The organism is Herbaspirillum chlorophenolicum, assembly GCF_001189955.1.
Lineage (GTDB): Bacteria > Pseudomonadota > Gammaproteobacteria > Burkholderiales > Burkholderiaceae_D > Herbaspirillum > Herbaspirillum chlorophenolicum.
This window is the reverse complement of the sequence record NZ_LFLT01000012.1, coordinates 56,966-82,140: the sequence shown is the minus strand read 5'-3', so window position 1 is coordinate 82,140 and position 25,175 is coordinate 56,966. Positions and strand designations below refer to the sequence as shown.

Annotated in this window: 18 protein-coding genes and 1 tRNA gene; 6 read left to right on the top strand and 13 right to left on the bottom strand. The window is 60.4% G+C overall.

From position 1 onward, the window contains the following. Positions 1–20 precede the first annotated feature (20 nt). The 7 genes from AKL28_RS10040 to AKL28_RS10010 form a co-directional block, all read right to left on the bottom strand. Positions 21–614 carry a hypothetical protein gene (locus AKL28_RS10040; RefSeq protein WP_050467989.1) on the bottom strand — a complete coding sequence of 198 codons (594 nt, stop codon included), beginning with the start codon at positions 612–614 and terminating at the stop codon, positions 21–23. Positions 615–709: 95 nt separating this feature from the next. Further along, entirely contained in the window at positions 710–1,489 is a 780-nt protein-coding gene (locus AKL28_RS10035) for a putative hydro-lyase (protein WP_050467988.1), read from the bottom strand. Position 1,490: 1 nt separating this feature from the next. Beyond that, entirely contained in the window at positions 1,491–2,198 is a 708-nt protein-coding gene (locus AKL28_RS10030) for an ABC transporter ATP-binding protein (RefSeq protein WP_050467987.1), read from the bottom strand. Then, positions 2,198–2,911 carry an ABC transporter ATP-binding protein gene (locus AKL28_RS10025; protein ID WP_050467986.1) on the bottom strand — a complete coding sequence of 238 codons (714 nt, stop codon included), beginning with the start codon at positions 2,909–2,911 and terminating at the stop codon, positions 2,198–2,200. Before AKL28_RS10025 ends, AKL28_RS10030 begins: the two co-directional genes overlap by 1 nt. Then, positions 2,908–3,942, bottom strand: a complete 1,035-nt coding sequence (locus AKL28_RS10020; protein ID WP_050467985.1) for a branched-chain amino acid ABC transporter permease — start codon at positions 3,940–3,942, stop codon at positions 2,908–2,910. The genes AKL28_RS10025 and AKL28_RS10020 overlap by 4 nt, the downstream gene beginning before the upstream one ends. A gap of 30 nt (positions 3,943–3,972) precedes the next feature. Continuing rightward, entirely contained in the window at positions 3,973–4,839 is an 867-nt protein-coding gene (locus AKL28_RS10015) for a branched-chain amino acid ABC transporter permease (RefSeq protein WP_050467984.1), read from the bottom strand. A 147-nt stretch (positions 4,840–4,986) separates the two neighbouring features. After that, complete coding sequence (locus AKL28_RS10010; RefSeq protein ID WP_050467983.1) at positions 4,987–6,273, bottom strand: ABC transporter substrate-binding protein; 1,287 nt, start codon at positions 6,271–6,273, stop codon at positions 4,987–4,989. Positions 6,274–7,011: 738 nt separating this feature from the next. Here AKL28_RS10010 and AKL28_RS10005 point away from each other — a divergent pair. Beyond that, a complete protein-coding gene (locus AKL28_RS10005; RefSeq protein WP_050467982.1) occupies positions 7,012–10,638 on the top strand; it encodes a hydantoinase B/oxoprolinase family protein in 3,627 nt (1,208 codons plus the stop codon). 138 nt (positions 10,639–10,776) lie between these two features. On the opposite strand, the gene AKL28_RS10000 is transcribed toward AKL28_RS10005, so the two are convergent. Together AKL28_RS10000 and AKL28_RS09995 are read right to left on the bottom strand one after the other, a co-directional pair. Next, the gene (locus AKL28_RS10000; protein ID WP_082221434.1) at positions 10,777–11,775 is read right to left on the bottom strand and encodes an alpha/beta hydrolase; all 999 of its coding nucleotides are present in this window, start codon (positions 11,773–11,775) and stop codon (positions 10,777–10,779) included. A gap of 89 nt (positions 11,776–11,864) precedes the next feature. Continuing rightward, positions 11,865–13,988: a TonB-dependent siderophore receptor gene (locus AKL28_RS09995; protein WP_169801801.1), complete on the bottom strand. Its 2,124-nt coding sequence runs from the start codon at positions 13,986–13,988 to the stop codon at positions 11,865–11,867. 343 nt (positions 13,989–14,331) lie between these two features. Here AKL28_RS09995 and argA point away from each other — a divergent pair, with 343 nt between their 5' ends. The 3 genes from argA (at position 14,332) to AKL28_RS09980 (ending at position 18,975) form a co-directional block, all read left to right on the top strand. Next, complete coding sequence (gene argA, locus AKL28_RS09990) at positions 14,332–15,645, top strand: amino-acid N-acetyltransferase (protein ID WP_050468031.1); 1,314 nt, start codon at positions 14,332–14,334, stop codon at positions 15,643–15,645. Positions 15,646–15,735: 90 nt separating this feature from the next. Next, positions 15,736–16,008: an oxidative damage protection protein gene (locus tag AKL28_RS09985; protein WP_050467979.1), complete on the top strand. Its 273-nt coding sequence runs from the start codon at positions 15,736–15,738 to the stop codon at positions 16,006–16,008. A gap of 222 nt (positions 16,009–16,230) precedes the next feature. Further along, complete coding sequence (locus AKL28_RS09980; protein WP_156226289.1) at positions 16,231–18,975, top strand: M16 family metallopeptidase; 2,745 nt, start codon at positions 16,231–16,233, stop codon at positions 18,973–18,975. A gap of 78 nt (positions 18,976–19,053) precedes the next feature. Here AKL28_RS09980 and rpiA read toward each other — a convergent pair whose 3' ends face one another. The 3 genes from rpiA to AKL28_RS09965 all read right to left on the bottom strand — a co-directional run bounded on the left by rpiA (position 19,054) and on the right by AKL28_RS09965 (position 22,588). After that, positions 19,054–19,725: a ribose-5-phosphate isomerase RpiA gene (rpiA, locus tag AKL28_RS09975; RefSeq protein WP_050467978.1), complete on the bottom strand. Its 672-nt coding sequence runs from the start codon at positions 19,723–19,725 to the stop codon at positions 19,054–19,056. A 39-nt stretch (positions 19,726–19,764) separates the two neighbouring features. Beyond that, positions 19,765–21,528: a cation:proton antiporter gene (locus tag AKL28_RS09970; protein ID WP_050467977.1), complete on the bottom strand. Its 1,764-nt coding sequence runs from the start codon at positions 21,526–21,528 to the stop codon at positions 19,765–19,767. A 547-nt stretch (positions 21,529–22,075) separates the two neighbouring features. Then, the gene (locus AKL28_RS09965; RefSeq protein WP_050467976.1) at positions 22,076–22,588 is read right to left on the bottom strand and encodes an Lrp/AsnC family transcriptional regulator; all 513 of its coding nucleotides are present in this window, start codon (positions 22,586–22,588) and stop codon (positions 22,076–22,078) included. 204 nt (positions 22,589–22,792) lie between these two features. Here AKL28_RS09965 and AKL28_RS09960 point away from each other — a divergent pair, with 204 nt between their 5' ends. After that, complete coding sequence (locus AKL28_RS09960; protein ID WP_050467975.1) at positions 22,793–23,935, top strand: branched-chain amino acid ABC transporter substrate-binding protein; 1,143 nt, start codon at positions 22,793–22,795, stop codon at positions 23,933–23,935. A gap of 275 nt (positions 23,936–24,210) precedes the next feature. On the opposite strand, the gene AKL28_RS09955 is transcribed toward AKL28_RS09960, so the two are convergent. Then, a complete protein-coding gene (locus tag AKL28_RS09955) occupies positions 24,211–24,741 on the bottom strand; it encodes a GNAT family N-acetyltransferase (protein ID WP_050467974.1) in 531 nt (176 codons plus the stop codon). Between the two features lie 349 nt (positions 24,742–25,090). Between AKL28_RS09955 and AKL28_RS09950 the strand changes: the two genes are divergently transcribed. Continuing rightward, positions 25,091–25,166 (top strand) — tRNA-Thr (locus AKL28_RS09950). The last annotated feature ends 9 nt before the right edge of the window (positions 25,167–25,175 follow it).

Genomic DNA, 25,175 nt, shown 5'->3' with positions numbered 1-25,175 from the left:
ATCCTTACTGCACGGGCGGCTCATGCCGTCGGCGCAAGCCGCTCATGCTGCAACCCGAATCTATCGGTCCTGAACTCCTTCAGAAAAGCAAACGACGGGTTGCACTCCCCAATGAAGCCAAACGACGTATCCAGCACTTTCGGGGGCAGCCATGGATACGGCAGAAACGACTGGATCGTCGGCAACAGATCGCCGGCGATATCGGCAATCAGCATCATGTGGTCGATGCAGATATGCATTTCCCTGACGCGCGCGCCTTCTTCCCTGCGCCGGGTGAATGTCCAGTTGTAATGTCCACGCCCGATGCGCAGCGATGCACTCTCTTTCTCACGCATCAGCACCAGCCAGGGCAATCGGTCGATGCGGTCTTCCTTCGACGCCAGCTGGTCGCAAACGTAGTACGTGCGGCATTGCGTAAAACGCCTGGAGAAATCCGTCACCAGGGTCTGGGCGATGCCATCCGTCCCGACCACCAATGGCGGAAAGGCCACCGAGTTTTCCGATGTCGAGATGTTGAGCACCGCGTCAGGCTCGTAGATGTCCCGGATCAGCGAAGGACAGCATTTGTCTTTCGCATGGACGTACGCTTCCAACAGGGATTTATGCGTTAACATAAAAATCCTTGGTTCATGGCGGACGATGCCGCCGCTTGGGGTTCGGGTAGTCGATGGCCGCAGCCGCGGCCATCGCTGAAGAGGCGCTTACATGCCTATTCGTTGAGCTGGTCGGTCACGAACATCTTGCCCGGCACATGGGTGATGCAGAACGGCAGCTTGCTGAGTTCGGCAACGTACTGCGGCGTGACGCCGCAGGCCCAGAACACCGGCAGTTCATCGTCCATGATCTCGACGGCATCGCCAAAATCGGGACGCGCCAGGTCGGCGATGCCGATGGCTTGCGGATTGCCGATATGCACCGGCGCCCCATGCACCTGCGGCAGCCGGGCAGTGATCTCCACGGCACGCGCGATGTCCCGGCTCTTTACCGGCCGCATGCTGACGACGCTATTCCCTTTGAAGCGCCCCGCCGGCAGGCATGGGATGGTGGTTTTGTACATCGCGACATTGCGCTGCTGTTCGATGTGGCGCAACCGGATGCCGGCCTCGGTCAAGGCGCTCTCGAAAGAAAAACTGCAGCCGATCAGGAAGCTCACCAGGTCATCGCGCCAATAGGCGGAGATATCCGTGACTTCCTGTTTCAACAGGCCGTTCTCGAAGATGCGGTAGCCCGGCAGGTCGGTACGCAGATCGGCGCCGGGGGTGCCGCGCGGCTCGACCCTGCCCGGCTCCAGCACTTCCACCAGCGGACAGGATTTCGGATTGCGCTGGCAAAACAGCAGGAAGTCGAAGGCGTATTCCTTCGGCACGATCATCAGATTGGCCTGCACATGGCCATCGGCGTATCCGGCGGTCGAGCCGGTGAAATCGCCCGTCCGGCACAAGGCGCGCAGTGCCGCCGCAGGATGATTGGTTACGGCATTCGTCCTCATCTCACAGTCCTCCGAGGTAAGCCTTCTTAATGTCTTCGTTATGCAGCAGCTCAGATCCGCTGCCTTCCATCACGATGCGGCCGGTCTGGATCACGTAGCCGTAGTGCGCAATGGCGAGCGCCTTGTGCAGGTTCTGCTCCACCAGCAAAATGGATACGCCCTTGGCATTGATTTGCTGAATGGTATCCAGGACCTTGGTCACGAACTTGGGTGCGATCCCCCACGACGGCTCATCCAGCAGCAGCAGGCGCGGCTTGGCCATGAGCCCGCGGGCGATGGCCAGCATCTGCTGCTCGCCGCCGCTCATGGTGCCGGCCAACTGGTGGCGGCGCTCCTTCAGGATCGGGAAGGTGGCATACATCTCATCGACCGAGGCATTCACCTCGCTGCTGTCGGAGCGGGTGTAGGCGCCCAGCTCGAGGTTGCGCTGCACCGTCAGGCGCGGGAACAGGCGCCGGCCTTCCGGCACCAGCGACAAGCCCAGCTTGACGCGATCGAACGACGGGATCTTGCCGATATCGCGGCCCTCGAACACGACCTCGCCGGCATCCGGCTTGTTCAGGCCGGCGATGGTGCGCAAGGTGGTGGATTTGCCATTGCCGTTGCCGCCGACCAACGCCACGATGCTGCCGGCTTTGACCTCAAGGTCTACCTTGGACAAGGCCAGCACGCCGTCGTAGCTGGCGCGTAGATTTTTTACCTGCAACATCATTCGTCTCCCAGATAGGCGGCAATCACATGCGGATCATTGGACACTTCCAGTGGAGGGCCGTCGGCGATCTTCTTGCCGTAATCCAGCACCACGATCTGGTTGGCGATAGGCATGATGCCTTCGAGGACGTGCTCGACGATCAGGCAGGAAATCCCCTGGTCGCGGATCTTGAGCACCACGTCCACGGTCTCGCGCACCTCGGTCGGATTGAGCCCGGCCATCACTTCGTCCATCAGCAGCAGCTTGGGCTTGACCGCCAGCGCGCGCGCCACGGCCAGCCGGCGCTGTTCGCTGATGGTCATGCTGCCGGCCGGCTTGTCGGCAAAGCGGCCGAGATTGACGAATTCGAGCAGCTCTTGCGCGGTGCGGCGCACGGTCGCCACCTTGTGCTCATTCAGGAATGCGCCAACCATCACGTTTTCCAGCGCCGTCATGCTGGTGAAAGTGCGCGCCACCTGGAAGGTCCGGCCGATACCGATGCGGGCGCATTGTTCCGGGTTCATGCCGGAAATCTTCACGTCTTCCAGCCAGATGTCCCCGGTGGTCGGCGGCGAATACCCGGCGATGCAGTTGAACATGGTGGTCTTGCCAGCGCCATTGGGGCCGATCAAGCCGACGATTTCGCCCGCCTGGACCGTAAAGGAGACATCCTGGTTGGCCGTCAGGCCGCCGAATTTCTTATAGACATTCTCAACGCGAAGCAAGCTCATTTGCCCTCCTCCTTGCGTGCCTTGGCCGCTTTGCGGCGGGCGAAGACACTTCTGACGTAGCCGACGATCCCGTTGGGGTAATACACCGCGATGACGATGATCAGCCCGGCATAGACGATCAGATCGGTGCCACGGCCGGTGCCGCCGAACATGGTGCGGGTGCCTTCTTCGATGAAGGTCAGCACACCCGCGCCCACCACCGGGCCGAACAGGGTACCGATGCCGCCCAGGATGGAGACGAGCGCCATCTTGATCGAGGTGCCGGTGCCCAATACCGATGCGGGATCGATATAGAGCTCCTTCTGCGCATACAGGCTGCCGCCCATGGCGGTGAAGAAACTGCTCACCACGAACGCGATCTGCTTGTACTTCGACAGGCTGACACCCAGGCTGCGCGCGGCATCAGGCTCGTCCTTGATGGCCCGGAAGTAATAGCCCAGGTAGCTGCGCTCGATGAAGGCATTGGCCAGCAGCGTCGCCAGCAGCAGGCCCAGCGCGATGTAGTAGTACGGCTCCTTGGTGCTGAAGATCATCTTCGACCAGCCTTCTTCGCTCATCGGGATGGTCAGGCCGACCGCTGCGCCGGCGAAGTCCCAGTTGGTGAAGATGATCTGGATGATCTCGGCCACGGCGATGGTTGCCATCGCAAAGTAATGTCCCTTCAGGCGGAAGCAAGACCAGCCGATCACCAGGCTCATGGCGGCGGCGATGATGCCGCCGGTGAGCATGGCGATCCACGGGTTGATGCCCCAGATCGAAAACATGATGGCCGAGGTATAGGCGCCGATGCCGTAGAAAGCCACATGGCCCAGCGACACCTGGCCGGCATAGCCGCCGACGATATTCCACGACACGCCCATCTGCGCCGCCATCAGGATCAGGATGGCCAGGTTCAGGTGGGTCGGTGATGTCACCAGGAGCGGCAACGCCAAGGCCATTGCCAGCAATCCCGCCAGCGCCACGCGCATCTTGTTCGCACCGGCGCCGGTGGGGGGAGCAGTCATGACCAGACTGGATGTATTTTTGAGCATAATGTCCTCTTCTCTAAGTCGGTGGCGCGCTCAGGCTTTGCCCATCAGGCCCTGCGGACGGAACATCAGCATCCCCAGGAACAGCGCCAGCACGATCAGCATCTTGTATTGCGGCCCCAGCAGGAAGCCGCCCATCACTTCGATCAGGCCGACCAGCACGCCGGCGATCAGGGCACCGACCACGCTGCCGAAGCCGCCCAGGTTGACCACCACGAAAGCGATGAGGATGAAGTTGGCGCCGACTTCAGGAAAAATCGGGAAGAACGTCGACAGCAGCGCACCGGCCACGCCGGCACAGGCCGCGCCGATACCCCATGCCAGGGCGAACATCTTTTGCGAATCGATGCCCATCAGCTGGGCCGCCTCCTTGTCGGCGGCGGTGGCTTCCAGCGCCGCACCCAATCGGGTACGGGTCAGGAACAGGTAGATCACCCCGGTGACGATGATGGCGCCGATGCCCGCGGTGAGCTGCGGCATGCCGATCTGGATGCCAGCGATCGATACCTGCCCGCTCACCATCGAGTTTTCGATGGTGCGGAAGTCGGCCTTCCAGAAGAACTGGGCGATGCCGCGGAAGAGGATCATCAAGCCGAAGGTGGTGAAGATTTGCGACACCATCGGCGCGTTGGTGATCTTGCGGATCACCAGCTTGTACAGCAAGGCACCCAGCGCGAACAGGAACAGCGCCGTCAGCGGCAGGGTGAAGATTGGATCGAGCGCATAGAGCGCGAACAGCCAGAAGCTTGAGTACATCCCAAACATCAGGAATTCGCCATGCGAAAAATTGACGATGTCCATGACACCGAAGATCAACGTCAGGCCGATTGCTACGAGCGCATAAATCAGTCCGATCAGCAAGCCGGACGCCAGGGTCTGCACCAGAATATCCCAAGACATAAGTTTTCCCTTTTACGAACTATTCACGCACCGTCTAATCAGCCGCCTGCGATGAAAATTTCCCTGTCAGGAGGCCGGCCGCTCCGGCTTTCGCCGGCACTGCGCCGCAACCGGCCTCCTCCTGCCTATATAAAGCGAGAACCCGGATTACTTGCGCTGGTCCCACTTCGGCATTGGCCACACCACGTCGCGGGTGGCCATGTCGAACGGCCACACGGTGTAGTACTTGCCATTGACGATCTGCAGCAGGATCCCCGAGCTCAGGGTGTTCTGGCCGTGCTCGTCGAACTTGATGCCCTTCCACGGCATGATCAGCTTGTCGCCGGGGATATTGGTCTCGGCCAATGCCTTGCGAATCGCTTCCGCATCGGTGGAACCGGCGCGGTTGATGGCGTCGGCCAGTGTCATCAGGCCAGTGAAGGTGCGCGACGAGTTGCCGGTGAAGTTGATCTTGTAGCGGCCGTAGAACAGGTCATTGACCTGCTTGATCAACGGGTTCTTGGCAGCCAGGTCGAGCGACCAGACATCGCGGGTGATGATGTAGTCGGCATCCTTGCCCAGCGTCTTGACGAATTCGGTGTCGATAAAGCCGGCATCGTTGGCCAGGATCATGTCGGGGTTGAAGCCCAGCTCCTTGTAGGTCTTCATCGACAGGATGGCATCGCCCAGGTAGGACGATTGCAGCACCACTTGCGGCGCGGCCGCTTTCAGCTGCTGGACTTCGGAAGTCAGCTGCGTGCTCTTGGCCGGGTAGACCACGGTCTTGACCAGGTCGTAACCACGATCCTTGGACAGTTTGGTTTCCAGCTTGGTGGTCTCGTTGCCCCACAGGGTGTTCTCGTTGAAGGCGCCCAGCTTGCTGACCTTGATGCCCTTCTTGGCTTCCATTTCCTTGAAGAATTCATAGAAATTGGTGACGAACAGGTCATCGTGCGCGGTGGTGCGGAAGAACCACTTGAAGCCGCGCTGGGTCAGCGATGCCGACGACGACTCCGGGTTCAGGTAAGGCACCTTGTAGCGCTCTGCGATCTGGCTGGTGGTGGCGGTGACGTTACTGAAGTAAGCGCCCACCACGGCCACGACCTTCTCCTGGGTAATCAGGCGCTCGGCTTCGGTAGCGCCGACCTGGGGGTTGCCCTGGGAGTCAGCGAACACCAGCTTGATCTTTGCGCCCTTGAGCGCTGGCAGGCCGCCACCTGCGGAAAACGGCAGGTTCGGCACGCCCTTGGCGCCATTGTTGATGATGTCGGCCGCCAGTTCGAGGGCATCCTTCATTTCAGCGCCGGTCGAGGCCGCGGCGCCGCTTAGGGGATAGATGACCCCAATCTTGATTTCCTGCTGCTGGGCATGTGCCGAGTAGGCAACCATACAGAAGGACATGACCAAACCCGCCTTGCGGATGGTTTTGATGCTGTTGGAGATGAGACCTGACATGATGAGACGCTCCTTATTGTATTGAATGACACCAAATTTCCCCCACTGCATAACGTCTTTAGCGGGAGCTACCCAAAAATCGTTACTGCATGCTGCCAATCGCCTTCACCAGAGATGAAGGTTGTGCCAAACCACTCCGGTTGGATAACCAATCGGATTCATAGCAATACCCTTGCCTGCATACGGAACCCAAGCGGCCTTTGATGGCCTCCTGGCATTACCGCCACATATTCGGGCGTTACTAGTGCTGCGTTGACTTCTATCGACTTGTCGGACTCGGGATTCGTCGAGCTCCGCCCTGCTTTACGCTACCGCGCGCCGGCATCACCGGCGCTCAGGACTCACTCAAAAATGGCGGCGGGCTGCATTTGACATGCGCTCCGCTCCTTTTCTATTTGCTTCTCTTTTTACTTCTCTTTCCATTTTTCGTCTCCTTTTATTTTTTTGTTGAATCCTATATTTTTAATCGATAATATGTCAATAAATTATTTACATTAAGAGAATTAAATACCAACATAATCGTCACCGATTTATTAGCAAACTGCGTGCCAATTTTTCAAACAAGATTTAAAACAGGCGCAAATGCTGATGCTGCAAGGCTTTCCGGCGATATGAAAAGATTTTTCGCGATGTTGCCTTAGGAAAACTGACGTCGTTATTGCACGATTCATGTGCACCATATCGACAATTCATAAACAAAATGCACTCATAAAATCATTTCTGAAAAGGTGGAGAATCATGGAAGAAGGGCAAAGCTCACTGGGAGAGCAACGCTGGCAGTTCTGGATTGACCGTGGCGGCACGTTTACCGACATCGTGGCGCGCAAGCCCGATGGCACACTCCTGACGCACAAGCTGCTGTCGGAAAATCCGGAACAATATAAAGACGCGGCGGTGGCCGGCATCAAGCGCCTCCTGGGGCTCAAAGCCGAAGAAACGATCTCCCCGCGCGTGGTCGAAGCGGTAAAGATGGGCACCACCGTGGCCACCAACGCGCTGCTGGAACGCAAGGGCGACCCCACCGTCCTGTTGATTACCAAGGGTTTCCGCGACGCCTTGCGCATTGCCTACCAAAACCGGCCGCGCCTGTTCGACCGCCATATCGTCCTGCCCGAATTGCTGTTTGAAAAAGTGGTGGAAGTCGACGAACGCCTGGGCGCGCACGGCGAAGTGGTGCAAGCACTGGACGCCGCCTCGGCGCGCCAGCAGCTCGCGGCCCTGCATGCGCAGGGCTACCGCTCGGTGGCCATTGTGCTGATGCACGGCTACCGCTATACCGCCCATGAGGAAAAACTGGCAGAGATCGCCGCCGATATCGGCTACACGCAGATTTCCGTTTCGCATGAGGTCAGCCCGATGATGAAGCTGGTCTCCCGCGGCGACACCACGGTGGTGGACGCCTACCTGTCGCCCATCCTGCGCCGCTATGTCGACCAGGTCGCCGGCGAGATGGATGGCGTGCGCCTGCTGTTCATGCAAAGCAACGGCGGCCTGACCGACGCCCATCGCTTCCAGGGCAAGGACTCGATCCTGTCCGGCCCGGCCGGCGGCATCGTCGGCATGGTGCGCACGGCCGAGACAGCCGGGTTCAACAAGATCATCGGTTTCGACATGGGCGGCACTTCCACCGACGTGTCGCACTATGCCGGCGAATTCGAGCGCGAGTTCGAAACCCAGGTGGCGGGCGTACGCATGCGCGCGCCGATGATGAGCATCCACACCGTGGCGGCCGGCGGCGGTTCCATCCTGCATTTCGACGGCACCCGCTACCGCGTCGGCCCGGACAGCGCCGGCGCCAATCCCGGCCCGGCCAGCTACCGGCGCGGCGGCCAACTGGCGGTCACCGACTGCAACGTCATGCTGGGCAAGATCCAGCCGGCCTACTTCCCGAAAGTGTTCGGCCCGGCCGCTGACGAGCCGCTCGACCGCGGCGCCGTCGTGCGCAAGTTCACCGAGCTGGCCGACCGCATCTTCCAGGAAACCGGCAACCGCCGCACCCCTGAGGAAGTGGCCGAGGGCTTCATCGAAATCGCCGTCGGCAACATGGCCAACGCGATCAAGTTCATTTCCGTGCAGCGCGGCCACGATGTCACCGACTACACGCTGACCACCTTCGGCGGCGCCGGCGGCCAGCACGCCTGCCTGGTGGCGGATGCGCTGGGCATGACGCGCGTGTTCGCCCACCCGTTCGCCGGCGTGCTCTCGGCCTACGGCATGGGCCTGGCCGACCAGACCGCAATGCGCGAGCAGGCAATGGAACTGCTTCTGTCGGGCGAATCGATCGGCCGGCTCGATGCCGAACTCAACAACTTGTCCGAACAAGCCGCCGCCGACCTGCTGTCGCAAGGCGTGACGCCGAGCCAGATCGACGTGATCAAGCGCGTCCACTTGCGCTACGACGGCACCGACTCGGTAATCGTGGTGACATTCGGGAATATCGCCGACATGGTGGCCCAGTTCGAGTCCGCCTATAAAAAGCGCTATTCCTTCCTGATGCCGGAAAAGGCGATGATCATCGAAGCCATTTCGGTGGAAGCGATCGGCGTTTCGGCAGACCGCGAAGAGAAGCCCGAGCAATTGCCGCTGCGCGAAGGTGCGCTCACGCCCACCGAAACGGTCAAGCTGTTCTCCGGCGGCCAGTGGCACGAGACCGTGCTCTACTTGCGCGAAGACATGCGTCCCGGCGACGTGGTGCACGGCCCCGCCATCATCGCGGAAAAAAATGCCACCAACATCGTCGAACCGGGCTGGCTGGCCGAAGTCACGCCGCTGAACCACCTGGTGATGCAGCGCTACCTGGCGCGCCCGCAGCGCAAGGCGATCGGCACCAGCGCCGACCCGGTGATGCTGGAAGTGTTCAACAACCTGTTCATGAGCATCGCCGAACAGATGGGCCTGCGCCTGCAAAACACCGCCTTCTCGGTCAACATCAAGGAACGGCTGGACTTCTCCTGCGCGCTGTTCGACGCCCACGGCAACCTGATTGCCAACGCGCCGCACATCCCGGTGCACCTGGGTTCGATGGGCGAAAGCATCCGCACCATCATCCGCGAGAACGCCGGCAAGATGCAGCCGGGCGACGTCTTCATGCTCAACGACCCTTACCACGGCGGCACGCACCTGCCCGACATCACCGTGATCACCCCGGCTTTCGACAAGGCCGGCAAGGACATCCTGTTCTACGTCGGTTCGCGCGGCCACCACTCTGACATCGGCGGCATCACGCCGGGCTCGATGCCGGCCAACAGCACGGTGGTGGAAGAGGAAGGCATCCTGATCAACAACTTCCAGCTGGTGCGCGGCGGCCGTTTCCTCGAAAAGGAAACCGTCGACCTGCTCAGTTCCGGCCCCTACCCGGCGCGCAACGTGGCCCAGAACCTGGCCGACCTGCAGGCGCAGATCGCCGCCAACCAGAAGGGTGTCGACGAACTGCTGAAGATGGTCGACCATTTCGGCATCGAAGTGGTGCAGGCCTACATGGGCCACGTGCAGGACAACGCGGAAGAAGCGGTCCGCCGCGTGATCACCCTGCTCAAGGACAGCGCCTACGAATACCCGCTCGACAACGGCGCGGTGATCAAGGTGGCGATCCGCGTCAACCATGCCGAACGCACCGCCGACATCGATTTCACCGGCACCTCGGCGCAATTGAACAACAACTTCAACGCGCCCAGCGCCATCTGCATGGCGGCGGTGCTGTATGTCTTCCGCACCCTGGTGGACGACGAGATCCCGCTCAATGCCGGCTGCCTGAAGCCGCTCAACGTGATCATCCCCGAAGGTTCGATGCTCAACCCGCGCTATCCGGCGGCGGTGGTGTCGGGCAACGTGGAAACCTCCAGCTGCATCACCAACGCGCTGTACGGCGCGCTCGGAGTGCTGGCCTCGGCCCCGGGGACGATGAACAACTTCACGTTCGGCAACGGCCAGTACCAGTACTACGAGACCATCTCGGGTGGCTCCGGTGCAGGCAAGGGATTCAACGGCACCGACGTGGTCCAGACGCACATGACCAATTCGCGCCTGACCGATCCCGAAATCCTGGAATGGCGCTACCCGGTTCGCCTGGAAAGCTATGAAATCAATCAGGGTTCGGGCGGCACGGGCGAATGGCACGGCGGCAATGGCGGCGTCCGCAAGATCCGCTTCCTGGAACCGATGACGGCGTCGATCCTGTCGAATAACCGCATCATCCCGCCATTCGGCGCGGCCGGCGGCGAACCCGGCAAGTGCGGACGCAACTACGCCATCCGCAACGACGGCAAGGTGGAACAGTTGAGTTTTGTGGCGAGCACCGAAATGCAGGCCGGTGAAGTGTTCGTCATCGAGACCCCGGGAGGCGGAGGCTACGGCCCTGCGCGTTAAGCGCCTCCCATGTAAAGAGTAGTTCTCTCTGGTGGTAGTGTGACCTTGCGGCATCTTCTCCGTCCTCGTGGCGGGGTCGATGCCGTTTTTTTCGTGTCCGCTCAAGAATGAAAATCCGTGGCGCCCTCCCCGCCGGGCTCATTCCGTACGCGCCAGCGCCCTCTCGATGAAACCCAGCATCTGTTCCCGGAATTGCCTGCTTTCGGGCAAGAAATCAAGGAAATAGAAGTTGTGGGGAAGCCCTTTCCAGATCGAGAGATCCGCTTGCGTCCCGCTCTCCCGCGCCCGCTCGACGGCGCGCCGGCTATCGTCGAGGAGCATTTCCGAATCGGACACGTGGAAACTGATAGGCGCGAGTCCCGACCAATCCCCGAACAGGGGCGAGATCTCGGGATGCGACAACGGCATGGTTCCCACGTATATCTTGCGCGCCCACGGCCAAATGTTGGGCCCTAGCATGGCATCGCGCCGGGCATTGGCAACGATGGAAGGGCTTTGGGCGGTCATGTCGGTCGGGGCCGACAGCACGATGGCGGCGGCCGGCTGGGGAAGCCCTTCTTGCCGTGCGCGCATCAACAAGGCAAGCGCATAGCTGGCGCCCGCAGAGTGTCCGACGATGACGATGCTGCCAGCGGGAACACCCTCTCCGATCAGCCCTTCATATACGCGGCAGCAATCGTTGAGACCGTGCGGATAAGGGTATTCCGGGGCGAGGCGGTATGGGACGAGAACAACCGGCAAACCGGACCGGAGCGAGATGTCCCGGCAAAACCTTCTGTCTGAATATATTGCCCGCACCGCAAAACCGCCGCCATGCAGATAGATCACCACTCCCTTTTGCATTGCCCCTTCGGCGCCGATCCACTCCACCGGCACGCCGCCGATGTCCCGGTATTGCGGCGTGATTTTCTTCCGCCCCAATGAAGCCATCCGGTCAGCCCACAGGAATCTTGCACGGACGCTGGAAACTGGCGGGACGGCACGCCAAAGCGGCTTGAACCACAGTTTGAAGAGCAGGTTGACCAATATTCTTGTCATCGTCCCTGATGAAATGAAGGATGCATGCGGATGAAGGTTCGCGGCGCGATACGGGGAAAGGGGGGAGGCCCATTCATTCTTTTTGCCTGCGTTCGCCATTCTTCATTAATTGCAAAGAAAACGTCAAATCGTTAAACACCAAGATGACGGCGGCCTCCCTCTTCCGCCGCCATTTTCCGTCCCTCGCGTCAGAACTGATAGCCGGCGGTCAGCAGCACCGTGCGCGGGTCCCCCACCGTCAGGGCGCGGTCGTTGATGCCTCCTGCATAGTAGCGCCGATCCGCCAGGTTCTTGACGTTCAAGCCCAGCCTGTATGCTCCGCTGGCATAGCTGATGGAAGCATCAAGCACTGTATAGGCTGGGATCGTGTAGGGATAGCTGTATCCCCGTTTCGCGGATTCATAACGCCCGCCCAAGCCGGCCGTCCATTCGGGCCGGAAGCGGTAGGTAGCCCACAAGCTCAAGCTCTGGCGCGGAACATTGTCCAGCGGCTTGCCGATCTGGCTCGGCAGGCCTTGAGTAACTTTGCCAAGGGTATTGGCATAAGCCGCAGTCCATTGCCAGCGGCCAAAGCTGGCCGTCGTCTCGATCTCGGCACCGCGCGTTCTCTGCTCGCCGACCTGCAGGCTGTAACCTCTGTTGAGCGGGTCACTGGCAGTGACATTACGCCGCACCAGATCATAAAACGCCAGATTGGCTGTGATCTGCTGGTCGGCACTGGCCCACTTCACCCCGGCTTCGACCTGGCGGCCGGTATCGGGAACGAAAGGCTTGCCATCGACGGACACTTCATCCACGGTAGGCGAGAAGGAAGTGCTATAGCTGGCATAGGGAACGAAGCCGTAAGGCAACCGATAACTCAGTCCGAGATTGCCGCTCCATGCGCTGTCGGTCTGCGACCGCTGCGTGCGGCGCATATAGTCATCCTGATCGCTGCGCACGATGTCGTAGCGCAATCCCGCCTGCACCAACAACGCATCGTTGACTTTGTAATAGTCCTGCACATAAACGCCGCTCGCGTAGCTGTTGACGAGGCGGTCCTGATTCATCGTCGTGCAGGACAGCGGCATGCCATAGCGCGGCTGGAACAAGTCGATCGCGGCAATGCGGCAATTGCGGAGCTGAACCCGATGACGGGACATCGCCAAATCGACGCCGACGCGCATCTCATGCCGACCTGCGGCTTCGAAGGTGTGCAACAAAGCCGTATCCGCCTGAAGCGAGGTCACGTTGAAATCCTGCTTACGGGCGCTACGTCCCTGGGTACGCTGATTGGTGGCCAAATTCTCGTTGAACACGCCCGTTCCCGTCAGCTCAGTCTGCTGGGCGCGAAAACTCTGCAGCAGCTTCCAGTCATTGCCGAAACGGTGTTCCAGTTCATAACCCAATCGCAATTGGCTGCCCTGATAAGGCTGTGCGCTCGGCTCGCCGGTAAAAAGACTTGAGGGAAGCTGGCCGTTACGATTGGGAAGGATTGTTCCCTGCGGCGGCAGGCCTTGCTGCCGTATGTATTCACGCTGGTTCAGGCTTAGCAGCAGCGTCAAGTCGGTATCGCGGCCCAGTCTCAGGCGCGCCGACGGGGCGATCCAGTAATTGCGCTGGTAGACGCCATTGGTAGGATCGGCGCGATCCAGCACCAGCGCATTGAGGCGCCAGGCCGACAATCCTTCGGCATCCAGGGGCCGCCCCATGTCGAGCGTGACTTGCTTGAAGTCGTAGCTGCCATAGCTCGCGCCGATGTCGGTGAAGGCATGCGCCATGGGACGCTTGCTGATCATGTTGACCAGGCCGCCGGCCTGGGCATTGCCGAACATGGCCGATGCCCCGCCCTTGAGCACGTCGATGCGCTCGTAACCGAACGGTTCCTGCGCCAGCCAGTAAGTCAGCATCGGCAAACCATCCACCATGATCGATTCGGTCGTGCGCTGGCCGCGGATGATCATGTCATCCCAGCCGCGGCGCCCGTAGGAACCCGGCGCCACGCCGGCCACGTTGCGCAGCGCCTCGGTGACGGTAGTGGTCTGCTGTGAATCCATCAATTCCCGCGTCAGTACGCTGACCGAACGCGGCGTTTCCACCAGCGGCGCGTCCGACCTGATCGTCTGCCCTGCCTTGCGGGCCACGAATCCTCGCACGTCATCGGATTCGCCGTTTTCAAGCACTTCAATGTGCGGCAGGTTCTGGCCGGCCGCTTCGCCGCTTTCCGCGATCGCCTGGGGCACCAGCACACTCAGGCCGCAAGCCATCAGGCTGCCGGCGCAGCGTTTGCGGCGGCGCAGCCGCCCGGGTGTGATTGTTGCTGCAGGTTCCATCTTCATCCTTCAGGTAGAAAGCAAGGCCATTGCGTATGCAAGCCACGACCATGGCGTGCCGAACCTGCGCCGACAGGTGCAGGAATCAAGACGTCGTTACCGGGAAACTGGCGGGAGGCGGATCGGAAACGAGATGCCGGAGGTGCGTGGCGTAGCCGGAAATAGCCAAACGCGGGGCAAGAGTTCGGTACGCAGGCGCGGAGGCCTACGCTCGAAGGAGTCAATTATTAATGATATTTATTCTCAAGTATCTAGAATCCATCCGATTTTCCTGCGGTACGGCGTGCGCCGGCCGCAACATCGCCACCGGCAGTCGGCGGCTACGCTGGTTATAATGCGCGTCATGGAAAATCAGACCGAATTCGTCAACTGGCTGCGCTCCGTCGCGCCCTATGTTCACGCCTTCCGCGGCAAGACCTTCGTGGTCGCCTTTCCGGGCGAATTGGTGACGGCCGGTGGCCTGCAAGTGCTGGCCCAGGACCTGTCGCTGTTGCATGCGCTGGGCATCCGTATCGTGGTGGTACACGGGTCGCGCCCGCAGGTGGCCGAACAGTTGGCGCTGCGCAACGTCGAGGCGCACTTCCACAATGGCCTGCGCGTCACCGACAGCGCGGCCCTGGAATGCGCCAAGGAAGCTGCCGGCGAACTGCGCCTGGATATCGAGGCCGCCTTCAGCCAAGGCTTGCCCAATACGCCGATGGCGCATTCGGCCATCCGTGTCATTTCAGGCAACTTCGTGACCGCGCGCCCGATGGGCGTGATCGACGGCGTCGACCTGCAACTGACCGGCGTGGTGCGCAAAATCGCCGCCGACGTGATCCAGCCCATCATGAATGCGGGCGGTATCGTACTGCTCTCGCCGCTGGGTTTCTCGCCCACCGGCGAAGCCTTCAACCTGACCATGGAAGACGTGGCCGTGTCGGCCGCCATCGCGCTGCGCGCCGAAAAGCTGATCTTCCTGTCTGAAACGCCGTTGATGAAGGATGCCGGCGACGCCGATATCCGCGAACTGTCGTCACACCAGGCCGAGGCCGTGCTGTCGGCAGGTTTCCTGCCGGCTGACGCCGCCTTCTACCTGGGCAGCGTGGTCAAGGCCTGCAACGCCGGCGTGTCGCGCGCGCACATCGTGCCCTTCGCCACCGACGGCTCGGTGCTGCTGGAGCTGTTCACCCACGACGGCATCGGCACCATGGTCACCTACGAAAACCTGGAAAGCCTGCGCCAGGCTACCATCGAGGACGTAGGCGGCATCCTCAAGCTGATCGAACCGCTGGAGGCCGACGGCACCCTGGTCAAGCGCGGCCGCGAATTGATCGAGCGCGAGATCCATTACTTCTCGGTGATCGAGCACGACAGCGTGATCTTCGGCTGTGCCGCGCTCTATCCGTTCCCCAAGGAAAAGATGGGCGAAATGGCTTGCCTCACCGTCAATCCCGAAGTGCAAGGCCAGGGCGACGGCGACCGTATCCTGAAGCACATCGAAACGCGTGCGCGCGAAGCCGGACTGACCAAGCTATTCGTGCTCACCACCCGCACCTCGCACTGGTTCTTAAGGCGCGGCTTCGTGCTGGCGGGCGTCAACGACCTGCCGCAAGACCGCCAGCAGATCTACAACTGGCAGCGCAAGTCGCAGGTGCTGATCAAGAACCTGTATTGAATTTTCCCGGGACGCGGGCAGGCTCGACGCACAACAGATCGCAGAGCCGCCGCCTCCGGTGCAACAACCCCAACCGAACAAGGAATCGACATGGCACGCATGATCCACTGCATCAAACTGAACAAGGAAGCCGAAGGCTTGGACTTCCCGCCGTACCCGGGCGAACTGGGCAAGCGTATCTATGAGAGCGTCTCCAAGGAAGCCTGGGCCGCCTGGCTCAAGCACCAGACCATGCTGGTCAACGAAAACCGCCTGATGCTGGCCGATGCCCGCGCGCGCAAGTACCTGGCCGTGCAAATGGAGAAGCACTTCTTCGGCGAAGGCGCCGATGCCGCACAGGGTTATGTGCCCCCGAGCGAGTAAGCTGCGCCTTCTTCCGGGAAAAACGCCGCCGTGGGATAGCCTGCTGCGGCGTTTTTTATTGCCCCGAGTTTGCTTGGAACCTGTTCACTATCTCGCCGGGAAACAGGTTATCAGGTAATACAATGGCTGCTTTGCCAGCATTTCACCGCCACCTCACCGCAGGAGAAGAATTTGCCCTTCCGTGCATCGCGCATGTTCATCGTCGCCCTCAGTCTCTCTACCATGCTGTCGGGCCTTTCCATCCCGTCTTCTTATGCTGCCGACGCGGCTGTAGTCCAAACCTCACCCGGGAAAAACACACAGGCGGCGGCACTGCCGCCCGGCGTCACGCAAGGTCCTTCTGCCGAGGGCATCACCGAATACCGCTTCGCCAATGGCTTCAAGCTGCTGATGTTCCATGACGACTCCAAGCCTACCGTCACGGTCAACATCACCTACCTGGTCGGCTCGCGCCACGAAAACTATGGCGAAACCGGCATGGCGCACCTGCTGGAGCACCTGATGTTCAAGGGATCGCCGAATTACCCGGCGATCCCGCAGGAGTTCAGCAAGCGCGGGATGAACTTCAACGGCACCACCTGGCTGGACCGCACCAATTACTACGAAACCTTCCAGGCCGGCGAAGACAACCTGCGTTGGGCCATCGCCATGGAAGCCGACCGCATGCTGCATTCGAACATTGCGAAGAAAGATCTCGACACCGAGATGACCGTGGTGCGCAACGAGTTCGAAAGCGGCGAGAATTCGCCCACCAGCGTGATGTTGAAACGCATGCAAAGCGTGGCCTACGACTGGCACAGCTATGGCCGCTCCACGATCGGCAACCGCAGCGATATCGAGAATGTGAAGATCGAGAACCTGCAAGCGTTCTACCGCACTTATTACCAGCCCGATAACGCCGTGCTGCTGGTGGCGGGCAAGTTCGAACCGGCCAAGGTGCTGCAATGGGTCAGCCAGAGTTTCGGAGGCATGCCCAAACCCAAGCGCGTGCTGCCGGAATTCTGGACGGTGGAGCCGACCCAGGATGGCGAGCGCCAGTTCACTATCCGCCGCAAGGGCGATATCCAACTGGTGGCAGTGGCTTACAAGATTCCTTCAAGCCTGCATCCGGATGCCAACGCCCTGGCCTTCGCCGGCGCCATCCTGGCCGACACGCCCAATGGCCGCCTGCACAAGTCGCTGGTGGAAAGCGGCAAGGCCAGCGCGGTCTACCACATGCAATTGAACGGCGTAGCGCCGGGGTTGCAGATTATCGCTGCGGTGGTCAAGGCCGGAGCGGATATCGAGCCGGTCAAGCAGGAACTGGTCGCCTCCATCGAATCCTTCGCCGCCACGCCGCCGACCGCCGAAGAGATGGAACGCCTGCGCCGCGAAAGTGCCAATGCTTTCGAAAAGCTGCAGAACAATCCGCAACAGCTGGCGGTGACCATGTCCGGCGCCATCGCGCTGGGCGACTGGCGGCTGCTGTTCGCCGACCGCGATAACGAGCAACGGGTAAGCCCGGCCGAAGTCGCCGCTGCGACAACCAAGTACTTCCGCCGCGACAACCGCACCGTCGGCCTGTACCTGCCTGAAGACAAGCCGGAACGCACCGACGTGCCGGCCGCGCCTTCGGTCGACTCGCTGCTGGCGCAGTACAAGCCGCGCCCGCCTGTGGCCGCAGGCGAAGCCTTCGATCCGGCACCCGGCAACATCGAGCAGCGCACCACGCTGGTGCCGCCCGGCAGCCCGCCACACACCGCGCTGAAACTGGCCTTGCTGCCGAAGAAGTCGCGCGGGGCCACGGTCTCGGTACGGCTGAACCTGGAGTTTGGCGACGAAAAAACGCTGTTCGGCAAGAAAACCATCGCCCAGCTGACCGCTGGCATGCTCATGCGCGGCAACCAACAGTTCAACCGCCAGCAGCTCGCCGACGAATTCACTCGCCTGAAGATCAGCGGCGGTGTCTACAACTTCCAGACCACGCGCGACAACCTGGCGCCGGCCATCAAGCTGGTCGCCGATGTGCTGCGCCATCCGCGCTTCGACGCCGCCGAATTCAGCCAGTTGAAGAACGAAACCCTGGTGTCGCTGGAAGCCTCGCGCAATGAACCTGAAGCGCGCGCGGCCGAGGCGGTGGCACAGCACTTCAACCACTACCCGGCGGGCGACTGGCGCGCTGCACAGACGCTGGATGAACGCATCGCCGCCATCCAGGCCGTGACGCTGGAGCAGGTCAAGGACTTCCATCGCGACTTCTATGGCGCCTCCAACGGCGAGCTGGCGGTGGTAGGCGACTTTGACCCGGCCGTGGCGCGCCAGGCCATCGACGCGGGCTTCGGCGGCTGGAACAGCGCTTCGCCCTATGCGCGCGTGCTGCCGACCTGGGCCGACATTCCCGCCACGCGCCAGGCGGTCAACACCCCCGACAAGGAAAACGGCGTGTACTACGCGCGCCAGAACGTGCGCCTGCTCGACAGCGATCCGGACTACCCGGCGCTGGCCGTGGCCAACTACCTGCTGGGCGGCGCCAGCCTGAAGTCGCGCCTGGCCGACCGCGTGCGGCAGCAGGACGGCCTGTCTTACGGTATCGGTTCCGGACTGAACGTGGGCGCCGTCAGCGATGCCGGCAATGTCGTGGTGCGCGCCATCGCCGCGCCGCAGAACCTGGACAAGGTGGATGCCGCCGTGCGCGAAGAGATCGCGCGCGTAGTCACGCAGGGCTTTACCCAGGACGAGCTGCTGCGCGCCAAGTCCGGCATCCTGCAGCAACGCAACCAGCAGCGCGCGCAGGATGCAGGCATCGCCAGCGGCTGGACTTCATTGCTGAACCTGGGGCGTACCTATGGCTGGCAGCAGCAGATGGACTCGAAGATCGCCGGCCTGACGCTGGAACAGGTCAATGCAGCGGCACGCAAGTACTTCGATCCGGCGAAGATGAGTGTGGTGGTGGCGCGCGACGAGGCCAAGGCTGCGTCGCCCAAATAAGCCTCTGCTTCACAATGAAAAAGGCCGTGTCCCTGAGGACACGGCCTTTTTTAATTCCGACAACGACGAGAAAGCGCTTCAGAACTCCAGCTTCTTCACGCCTTCCGAAGTCCCCAACAAACAGACATTGGCGCCCTGGCGCGCGAACAGGCCATTGGTGACCACGCCGACAATGTTGTTGATCTTGTCTTCAATATCGGCCGGCTCGGTGATGGACAAACCCAGCACGTCGATGATGTAGCAACCGTTGTCGGTCACCACCGGCTTGCCGTCCTTGATACGCAGGCGCGGCTCGCCGCCCAGCGCACCCAGCTTGCGGGCAACCACCGCCTGCGACATCGGGATCACTTCCACCGGCAGCGGGAACTTGCCCAGCACGTCCACCAGCTTGGAACCGTCTGCGATGCACACAAACTTTTGCGCCACCGAGGCGACGATCTTCTCGCGCGTCAAGGCCGCACCGCCGCCCTTGATCATGGCCCCGGCGGCGTTGATCTCGTCGGCGCCGTCGATGTAGACCGGCATGGTGTCAACGTCATTGAGGTCGAACACCTTGATGCCATGCGAACGCAGGCGTTCCGCCGTAGCTTCCGACGAGGCCACGGCGCCCTTGATGCGGTCTTTGATCTTGCCCAGCTCATCGATGAAGAAATTGGCCGTGGAGCCGGTGCCCACGCCGATAATCTCGCCATCGACCACGTATTCGATCGCGGCCTTGGCGACCGCCTGTTTCAGTTCGTCTTGCGTCATGATTTTTCAGTCAGGTAATAAATTCTTTGTATGGCGGCGTCAGTGCACGTCCTCGGGCTGCTCGTCCAGCGTCTCGAAGAGGGCGATCTGCAGGCGCGAATGCAGCTTGACCAGCTTGCTCCACAGCAGCCACAGCAGGCCCGCCGCACCCGCCAGTACAAAGGCCAGCAGGTTCAGCGGCGGCAGGATACTGGCGGAGAGCACGAAGATCAGCAGCATGATGCCGACGATCGACATGATGGGCAGGATCTCGGAAATGATGCGCCGCACCCCCGAAGTATACGCTCCCGCGAACTCCGGCTTGACGCCGACCTCGGCCAGCAGCATGGCCAGGGCCTGCAGCTTGCGGTAAGTGGCGATCAGGAACGGCAGCGAAATCACCAGCGCGCAGCCCCAGATGATGGCCTTTTGCACATCGGGGTCAGGCGTCCAGTCCGACAAGTACTTGCTCAGCCCATCGACGAAGAACGCGCCGGCCAGGAATACCGCGATCACCAATGCCAGGTTGACCAGCACCTGCATCAGGATGCGGCGGATGATCTTGGAGAGTTCGGCGCGGTCGCCCTGCGGCTGCAGGCTTTCCAGCCAGCGCGAATACATGCCCAGCAAATTGGACACCTTGGATGGCACCAGCGTGATCGCCTTGGCCGACAAAGGGTCGGCGGCCTTGATCAGGTAAGGCGTCAGCAGCGCGGTGATGGCGGAAACCGCCACCACGATCGGGTACAGGAATTCGCTGGTGACCTTCAGGCTCACCCCCAGCGCGGCGATGATGAAGGAGAACTCGCCGATCTGCGCCAGCCCCATGCCCACGCGCATCGGCGTGCGTCCGCTCTGGCCGGCCAGGAAGGTACCCATGCCGCAACTGATCAGCTTGCCGAACACCACCGCGATCGTGATGACGGTAATCGGCTGCCAGTACTTGACCAGCACGTTGGGGTCGAACATGAGGCCGATGGCGACGAAGAAGATGGCGGAAAACATGTCGCGGATCGGTTCGACCAGGCGCTCGATGCGGTGCAGCTGGCGCGATTCGGCCATCACCGCGCCGACCAGGAAGGCGCCCAGCGCCACGCTGTACTGCAGCTTCATCACCAAGAGGCAGAAGCCGAACAGGATGCCCAGCATCGCTACCAGCAGCATCTCATTGCTCTTGAAGCGCGAGATGAAGTTGAGCAGGCGCGGCACCGCCAGGATGCCCACCACCAGCGAGACGATCATGAACAGCACCAGCTTGCCCACGGTGGTGAAGACATCGCCCGAATTGACCGAACCGCTGGTAGCGATGCCTGACAGCAACGCAATCATGCCGATGGCGAGGATGTCTTCCACGATCAGAATACCGAAAATGATCTGGGCGAACTTCTCGTTCTTCATGCCCAGCTCGTTCAAGGCCTTGACGATGATGGTGGTGGACGACACCGCCAGCATTGCGCCCAGGAAGATGGCATCCATGCGCTTCCAGCCGAAGTACAGGCCGATCTCGTAGCCGATCCAGATCATGAGCAGGATCTCGGCGGCAGCGCCGATGAAGGCGGTGGCGCCGACCTTGGCCAGCTTTTTCAGGCTGAATTCCAGCCCCAGCGAGAACAGCAGGAAGATCACCCCGAGCTCGGAGAGGATGTGCACGGTCTTCTCATCCTGGATCAGGTCGTAAGGCGGGGTATGCGGGCCGATAATCACGCCCGCCACGATATATCCCAGCACCACCGGCTGCTTCAGTTGGTTGAAGAGCACCGTGACGATGCCGGCGATCAGCATGATGATCGCCATGTCCTGGATGAATAGCTCGACTTCGTGCATCGTGCGGGGTTTCCTTTCGGTTTCGGATAAGGGTTGCCAAATTTGTTGTGGTCCGAACGTGCGCCATTTTGCAGCGGCGCTGCACCATCGAGCGCCCTGCGCTCCGTATTTCCGCTGACTGCGTGGGCAACGCCCTCTCCGCATCTGGAGCCTGGCTCCTGACGCAATTTGGGATACGGCTGTTGCGCCGCACAAAGTGGATGATACTGGATGGTTCGGCTGATGCCGGCGCGGCTGGCGATTGGTTCTGCTGATCTGCGTCCGCTCTTGGTGCGTATGGCCTGAATGACAATACCGGACAGAACAGTTACCCGGCAACGCCATCGGATGCCCCGAAAATAACACAGGAGGCTTGTCTGCCGCAACGGCGCATTACACAGGGAAAACCGTCCCGGCAGGCATGATCCCGCACTGCCTGCCGCATGGAATCGCAAGCACTCAAATGTTGGTCACACCATTGGACAGGAAAGACCGGCTCCGTGCAGGCATGAAAACTGCTAAACAGGGTGCGCGCGTATTGGGCCGGGCTACCGGCCACGACGGTGGTTCAGCCTGGTACGCGCACCAGTACTTCGGCAGCCTTTTCATCGAAAGTGATACGCGTCGTGAACTTGGCGCGCTTCATCGGGAAGCGCGACTGGAAATGGCGCACGTTGCCGGACCCTGAAATGACGCGCCGCACGAACTGGTAATAGGCATCCATATCGATGACATGCACCGCCAGGAAATAGTCGTATTCGCCGGAGACGAAGTAGCACTGCATGACTTCCGGCTCCTTGGCCATGCGCTGTTCGAAGTCCTGCATGTGCTGGTCCGACTGGTTGTTCAGCGAGATCTCGAGGAAGGCCAGCATGCCGTAGCCCAGGGCGAAGGGGTCAACCATCGCCACCTCGGCGCTGATGATTCCCGCCTCCCGCAGCTCCCGGATACGGCGCAGGCAGGTCGGCTGGGAAATATGTAGCTTCTCAGCCAACACGCGGGTCGAGATCTGATTGTCTTTCTGCAGCATGTTGAGCAGTTTGCGATCAACCTTGTCGAGCGTGTGGTGTTTTGCGGGCATGGGCAAATGATATGGAAATTTTTAGGCAAGCCTCTAAAAAAAACTTGGCGAAGCCGAATCTTATGTTGTACCGTCTGCATTATTCAGAAAGTCGGGGACGAAAGCAAAAGCGGGCCGCCCAATTCCCGCAAAAAGGATCTGAATAAAGCTTGAGTAGTGAGACAAAACATCAAAAATGGTCAATTCAATCTACAGAGGAATTTTATGAAACTCAAGAGCGCAATTATTCCACTAACCGCAGCTATCGGACTGGCGTTCGCTGGTGCAGCCTACTCCCAGGAAGTCGTCAAGATCGCACACGTCGGACCGCTCTCCGGCCCCAACGCCCACATGGGTAAAGACAACGAAAACGGCGCCCGCATGGCCGTGGACGAATTGAATGCCAAGGGTTTCACCATCGGCGGCAAGAAGGTCAAGTTCGAACTGGTCGGCGAAGATGACGCCTCCGATCCGAAGCAAGCTACCGCCGTCGCTACCAAGCTGGTCGACCAGAAGGTTTCCGCCGTGATCGGCCACCTGAACTCGGGCACCACCATCCCTGCCTCCAAGATCTACAGCGACGCCGGCATCCCGCAGGTTTCGCCTTCGGCCACCAACCCCAAGTACACGCAACAAGGCTTCAAGACCGCCTTCCGCGTGGTGGCCAACGATGCGCAGCTGGGCGCCGCACTGGGCAAGTATGCCGTACAGAAGCTGGGCACCAAGCAGATCGCCGTGATCGACGACCGCACCGCCTACGGCCAGGGCGTGGCTGAAGAATTCGCCAAGGGCGCGCAAGCCGCCGGCGGCACCATCGTCGGCAAGCAGTTCACCAACGACAAGGCGACCGACTTCAACGCCATCCTGACCTCGATCAAGTCCAAGAAGCCTGACGTCGTGTTCTTCGGCGGCATGGATGCGGTCGGCGGCCCGATGCTGCGCCAGATGAAGCAACTGGGCATCTCCGCCAAGTTCATGGGCGGCGACGGCATCTGTACCGGCTCGCTGCCGGGCCTGGCTGGTGACGGCCTGGGCGACGACCAAGTGGTCTGCGCTGAAGCCGGTGGCGTCGACGACGCCGGCAAGAAGGGCATGGACGACTTCCGCGCTGCCTATAAGAAGAAATTCGGCATCGACGTGGTCTACAACGCTGCGTACGCCTACGACGCCACCATGACCGTGGCTGACGCCATGGCCAAGGCCGGCTCGGCCGATCCGAAGAAGTACCTGCCGGAACTGGCCAAGATCAGCCACAAGGGCGTGACCGGCGTGATCGCCTTCGACGCCAAGGGCGACATCAAGGACGGTTCGCTGACCCTGTACACCTACAAGGGCGGCCAACGTACTCTGCTGGCTGTGACCAAGTAATCACTGGGCCTTGCCCGGCGCCCTTCGGGGGAACCGGGCAAGCCAGTCTGATTGCAAGGCAACAATGAAAACGCCCCCGGTGCACACCGGGGGCGTTTTAGCATCTGGGCTGAAAATGAATGCGGATGACGTATTGGAAAAACTAAAATTTTTAATAGAAGACGACCCTTGGCTGATGTAGCTCAATCGGTAGTGCAACTGATACGGAATCAGCGATTACACATCAGCACATCACTTCAGCACGTCAGTTGGTGCTGCAGACGTGCTGAACATATTCATGCCGCCAATTGCACAATACCCGGTATAGGATCGAGCGGCAAAAAGTTATCCACGCCTTCTTTAATTAACCGAAAACCGCGAGCGTAATAGTTCGACAATGCTGCAGGATGATCCAAGCTACAAGTGTGCAACCAAATCTCGCTAACGCCAAAGGAAAATCCGTGCGCAAGTGCCGCTTCCAACGCGGCCCGCCCCACTCCCCTGCCGACGAAGTTGGGACGCAAACCAAAATTCACGATCTCGACTGCATCATCGGAATGCCTCAGCTCCAAGTATCCCACCACTTTAGCAGCAAGCTGAAACTGCGAAATTTGGACATTGGGTTGACATGCATAATGCTGCCAATCTGACAGATCCCAGCAAACACGATATACGTTCCAGTAATGCGGTGCGCCGACCTCGGCATATAGCTCCGCGCACAGACGCTCGTCACTTATCGGAGTCACCGATAATTTCATCGTGGTAGAAGGACTTTGGTTTAACAAAAACTCCTTCCGACCTATCTTTAAGTATGTTGTCTTTATCATTTTTCAAATCCAGGCGGACTGTTAGCATCGAGCTTGAAATGCACTGATCTTGTGTAACAAAGCAGGCTAATCAGTTCCATTTCCAGCCACGAAGAACGCAAACAGATTTTGACGAGGACCGTACACGGAAAGTTTTTTGGAGTCAGCCACCAACTCACGAAATCCCCTTAATCCGTCCATAGCGTGTTCCGAAGGCCACCACCGGGCTATAGAATCCTCCCTGCAAAGTCTTCATCATTGACGAAGAATTCGCAGCGACAATAAAGAAGCAGGGGGAACTATGGGGGAAATGTTTGAAGTGCTTGTTCTAGAAGAAGAAAAAAGAAAGCGCTATAATTCCGCTTCTTCAGCTGATGTAGCTCAGTTGGTAGAGCAACTGATTCGTAATCAGTAGGTCGACGGTTCGATTCCGCCCATCAGCACCAGAACAGAAG

What these genes read in the sequence shown, in the direction of transcription:
- AKL28_RS10040 (WP_050467989.1), bottom strand. Translation starts at nt 614, where the DNA reads ATGTTAACGCATAAATCCCTGTTGGAAGCGTACGTCCATGCGAAAGAC.
- AKL28_RS10035 (WP_050467988.1), bottom strand. Translation starts at nt 1,489, where the DNA reads ATGAGGACGAATGCCGTAACCAATCATCCTGCGGCGGCACTGCGCGCC.
- AKL28_RS10030 (WP_050467987.1), bottom strand. Translation starts at nt 2,198, where the DNA reads ATGTTGCAGGTAAAAAATCTACGCGCCAGCTACGACGGCGTGCTGGCC.
- AKL28_RS10025 (WP_050467986.1), bottom strand. Translation starts at nt 2,911, where the DNA reads ATGAGCTTGCTTCGCGTTGAGAATGTCTATAAGAAATTCGGCGGCCTG.
- AKL28_RS10020 (WP_050467985.1), bottom strand. Translation starts at nt 3,942, where the DNA reads ATGCTCAAAAATACATCCAGTCTGGTCATGACTGCTCCCCCCACCGGC.
- AKL28_RS10015 (WP_050467984.1), bottom strand. Translation starts at nt 4,839, where the DNA reads ATGTCTTGGGATATTCTGGTGCAGACCCTGGCGTCCGGCTTGCTGATC.
- AKL28_RS10010 (WP_050467983.1), bottom strand. Translation starts at nt 6,273, where the DNA reads ATGTCAGGTCTCATCTCCAACAGCATCAAAACCATCCGCAAGGCGGGT.
- AKL28_RS10005 (WP_050467982.1), top strand. Translation starts at nt 7,012, where the DNA reads ATGGAAGAAGGGCAAAGCTCACTGGGAGAGCAACGCTGGCAGTTCTGG.
- AKL28_RS10000 (WP_082221434.1), bottom strand. Translation starts at nt 11,775, where the DNA reads ATGGCGAACGCAGGCAAAAAGAATGAATGGGCCTCCCCCCTTTCCCCG.
- AKL28_RS09995 (WP_169801801.1), bottom strand. Translation starts at nt 13,988, where the DNA reads ATGGAACCTGCAGCAACAATCACACCCGGGCGGCTGCGCCGCCGCAAA.
- argA (WP_050468031.1), top strand. Translation starts at nt 14,332, where the DNA reads ATGGAAAATCAGACCGAATTCGTCAACTGGCTGCGCTCCGTCGCGCCC.
- AKL28_RS09985 (WP_050467979.1), top strand. Translation starts at nt 15,736, where the DNA reads ATGGCACGCATGATCCACTGCATCAAACTGAACAAGGAAGCCGAAGGC.
- AKL28_RS09980 (WP_156226289.1), top strand. Translation starts at nt 16,231, where the DNA reads ATGCTGTCGGGCCTTTCCATCCCGTCTTCTTATGCTGCCGACGCGGCT.
- rpiA (WP_050467978.1), bottom strand. Translation starts at nt 19,725, where the DNA reads ATGACGCAAGACGAACTGAAACAGGCGGTCGCCAAGGCCGCGATCGAA.
- AKL28_RS09970 (WP_050467977.1), bottom strand. Translation starts at nt 21,528, where the DNA reads ATGCACGAAGTCGAGCTATTCATCCAGGACATGGCGATCATCATGCTG.
- AKL28_RS09965 (WP_050467976.1), bottom strand. Translation starts at nt 22,588, where the DNA reads ATGCCCGCAAAACACCACACGCTCGACAAGGTTGATCGCAAACTGCTC.
- AKL28_RS09960 (WP_050467975.1), top strand. Translation starts at nt 22,793, where the DNA reads ATGAAACTCAAGAGCGCAATTATTCCACTAACCGCAGCTATCGGACTG.
- AKL28_RS09955 (WP_050467974.1), bottom strand. Translation starts at nt 24,741, where the DNA reads ATGATAAAGACAACATACTTAAAGATAGGTCGGAAGGAGTTTTTGTTA.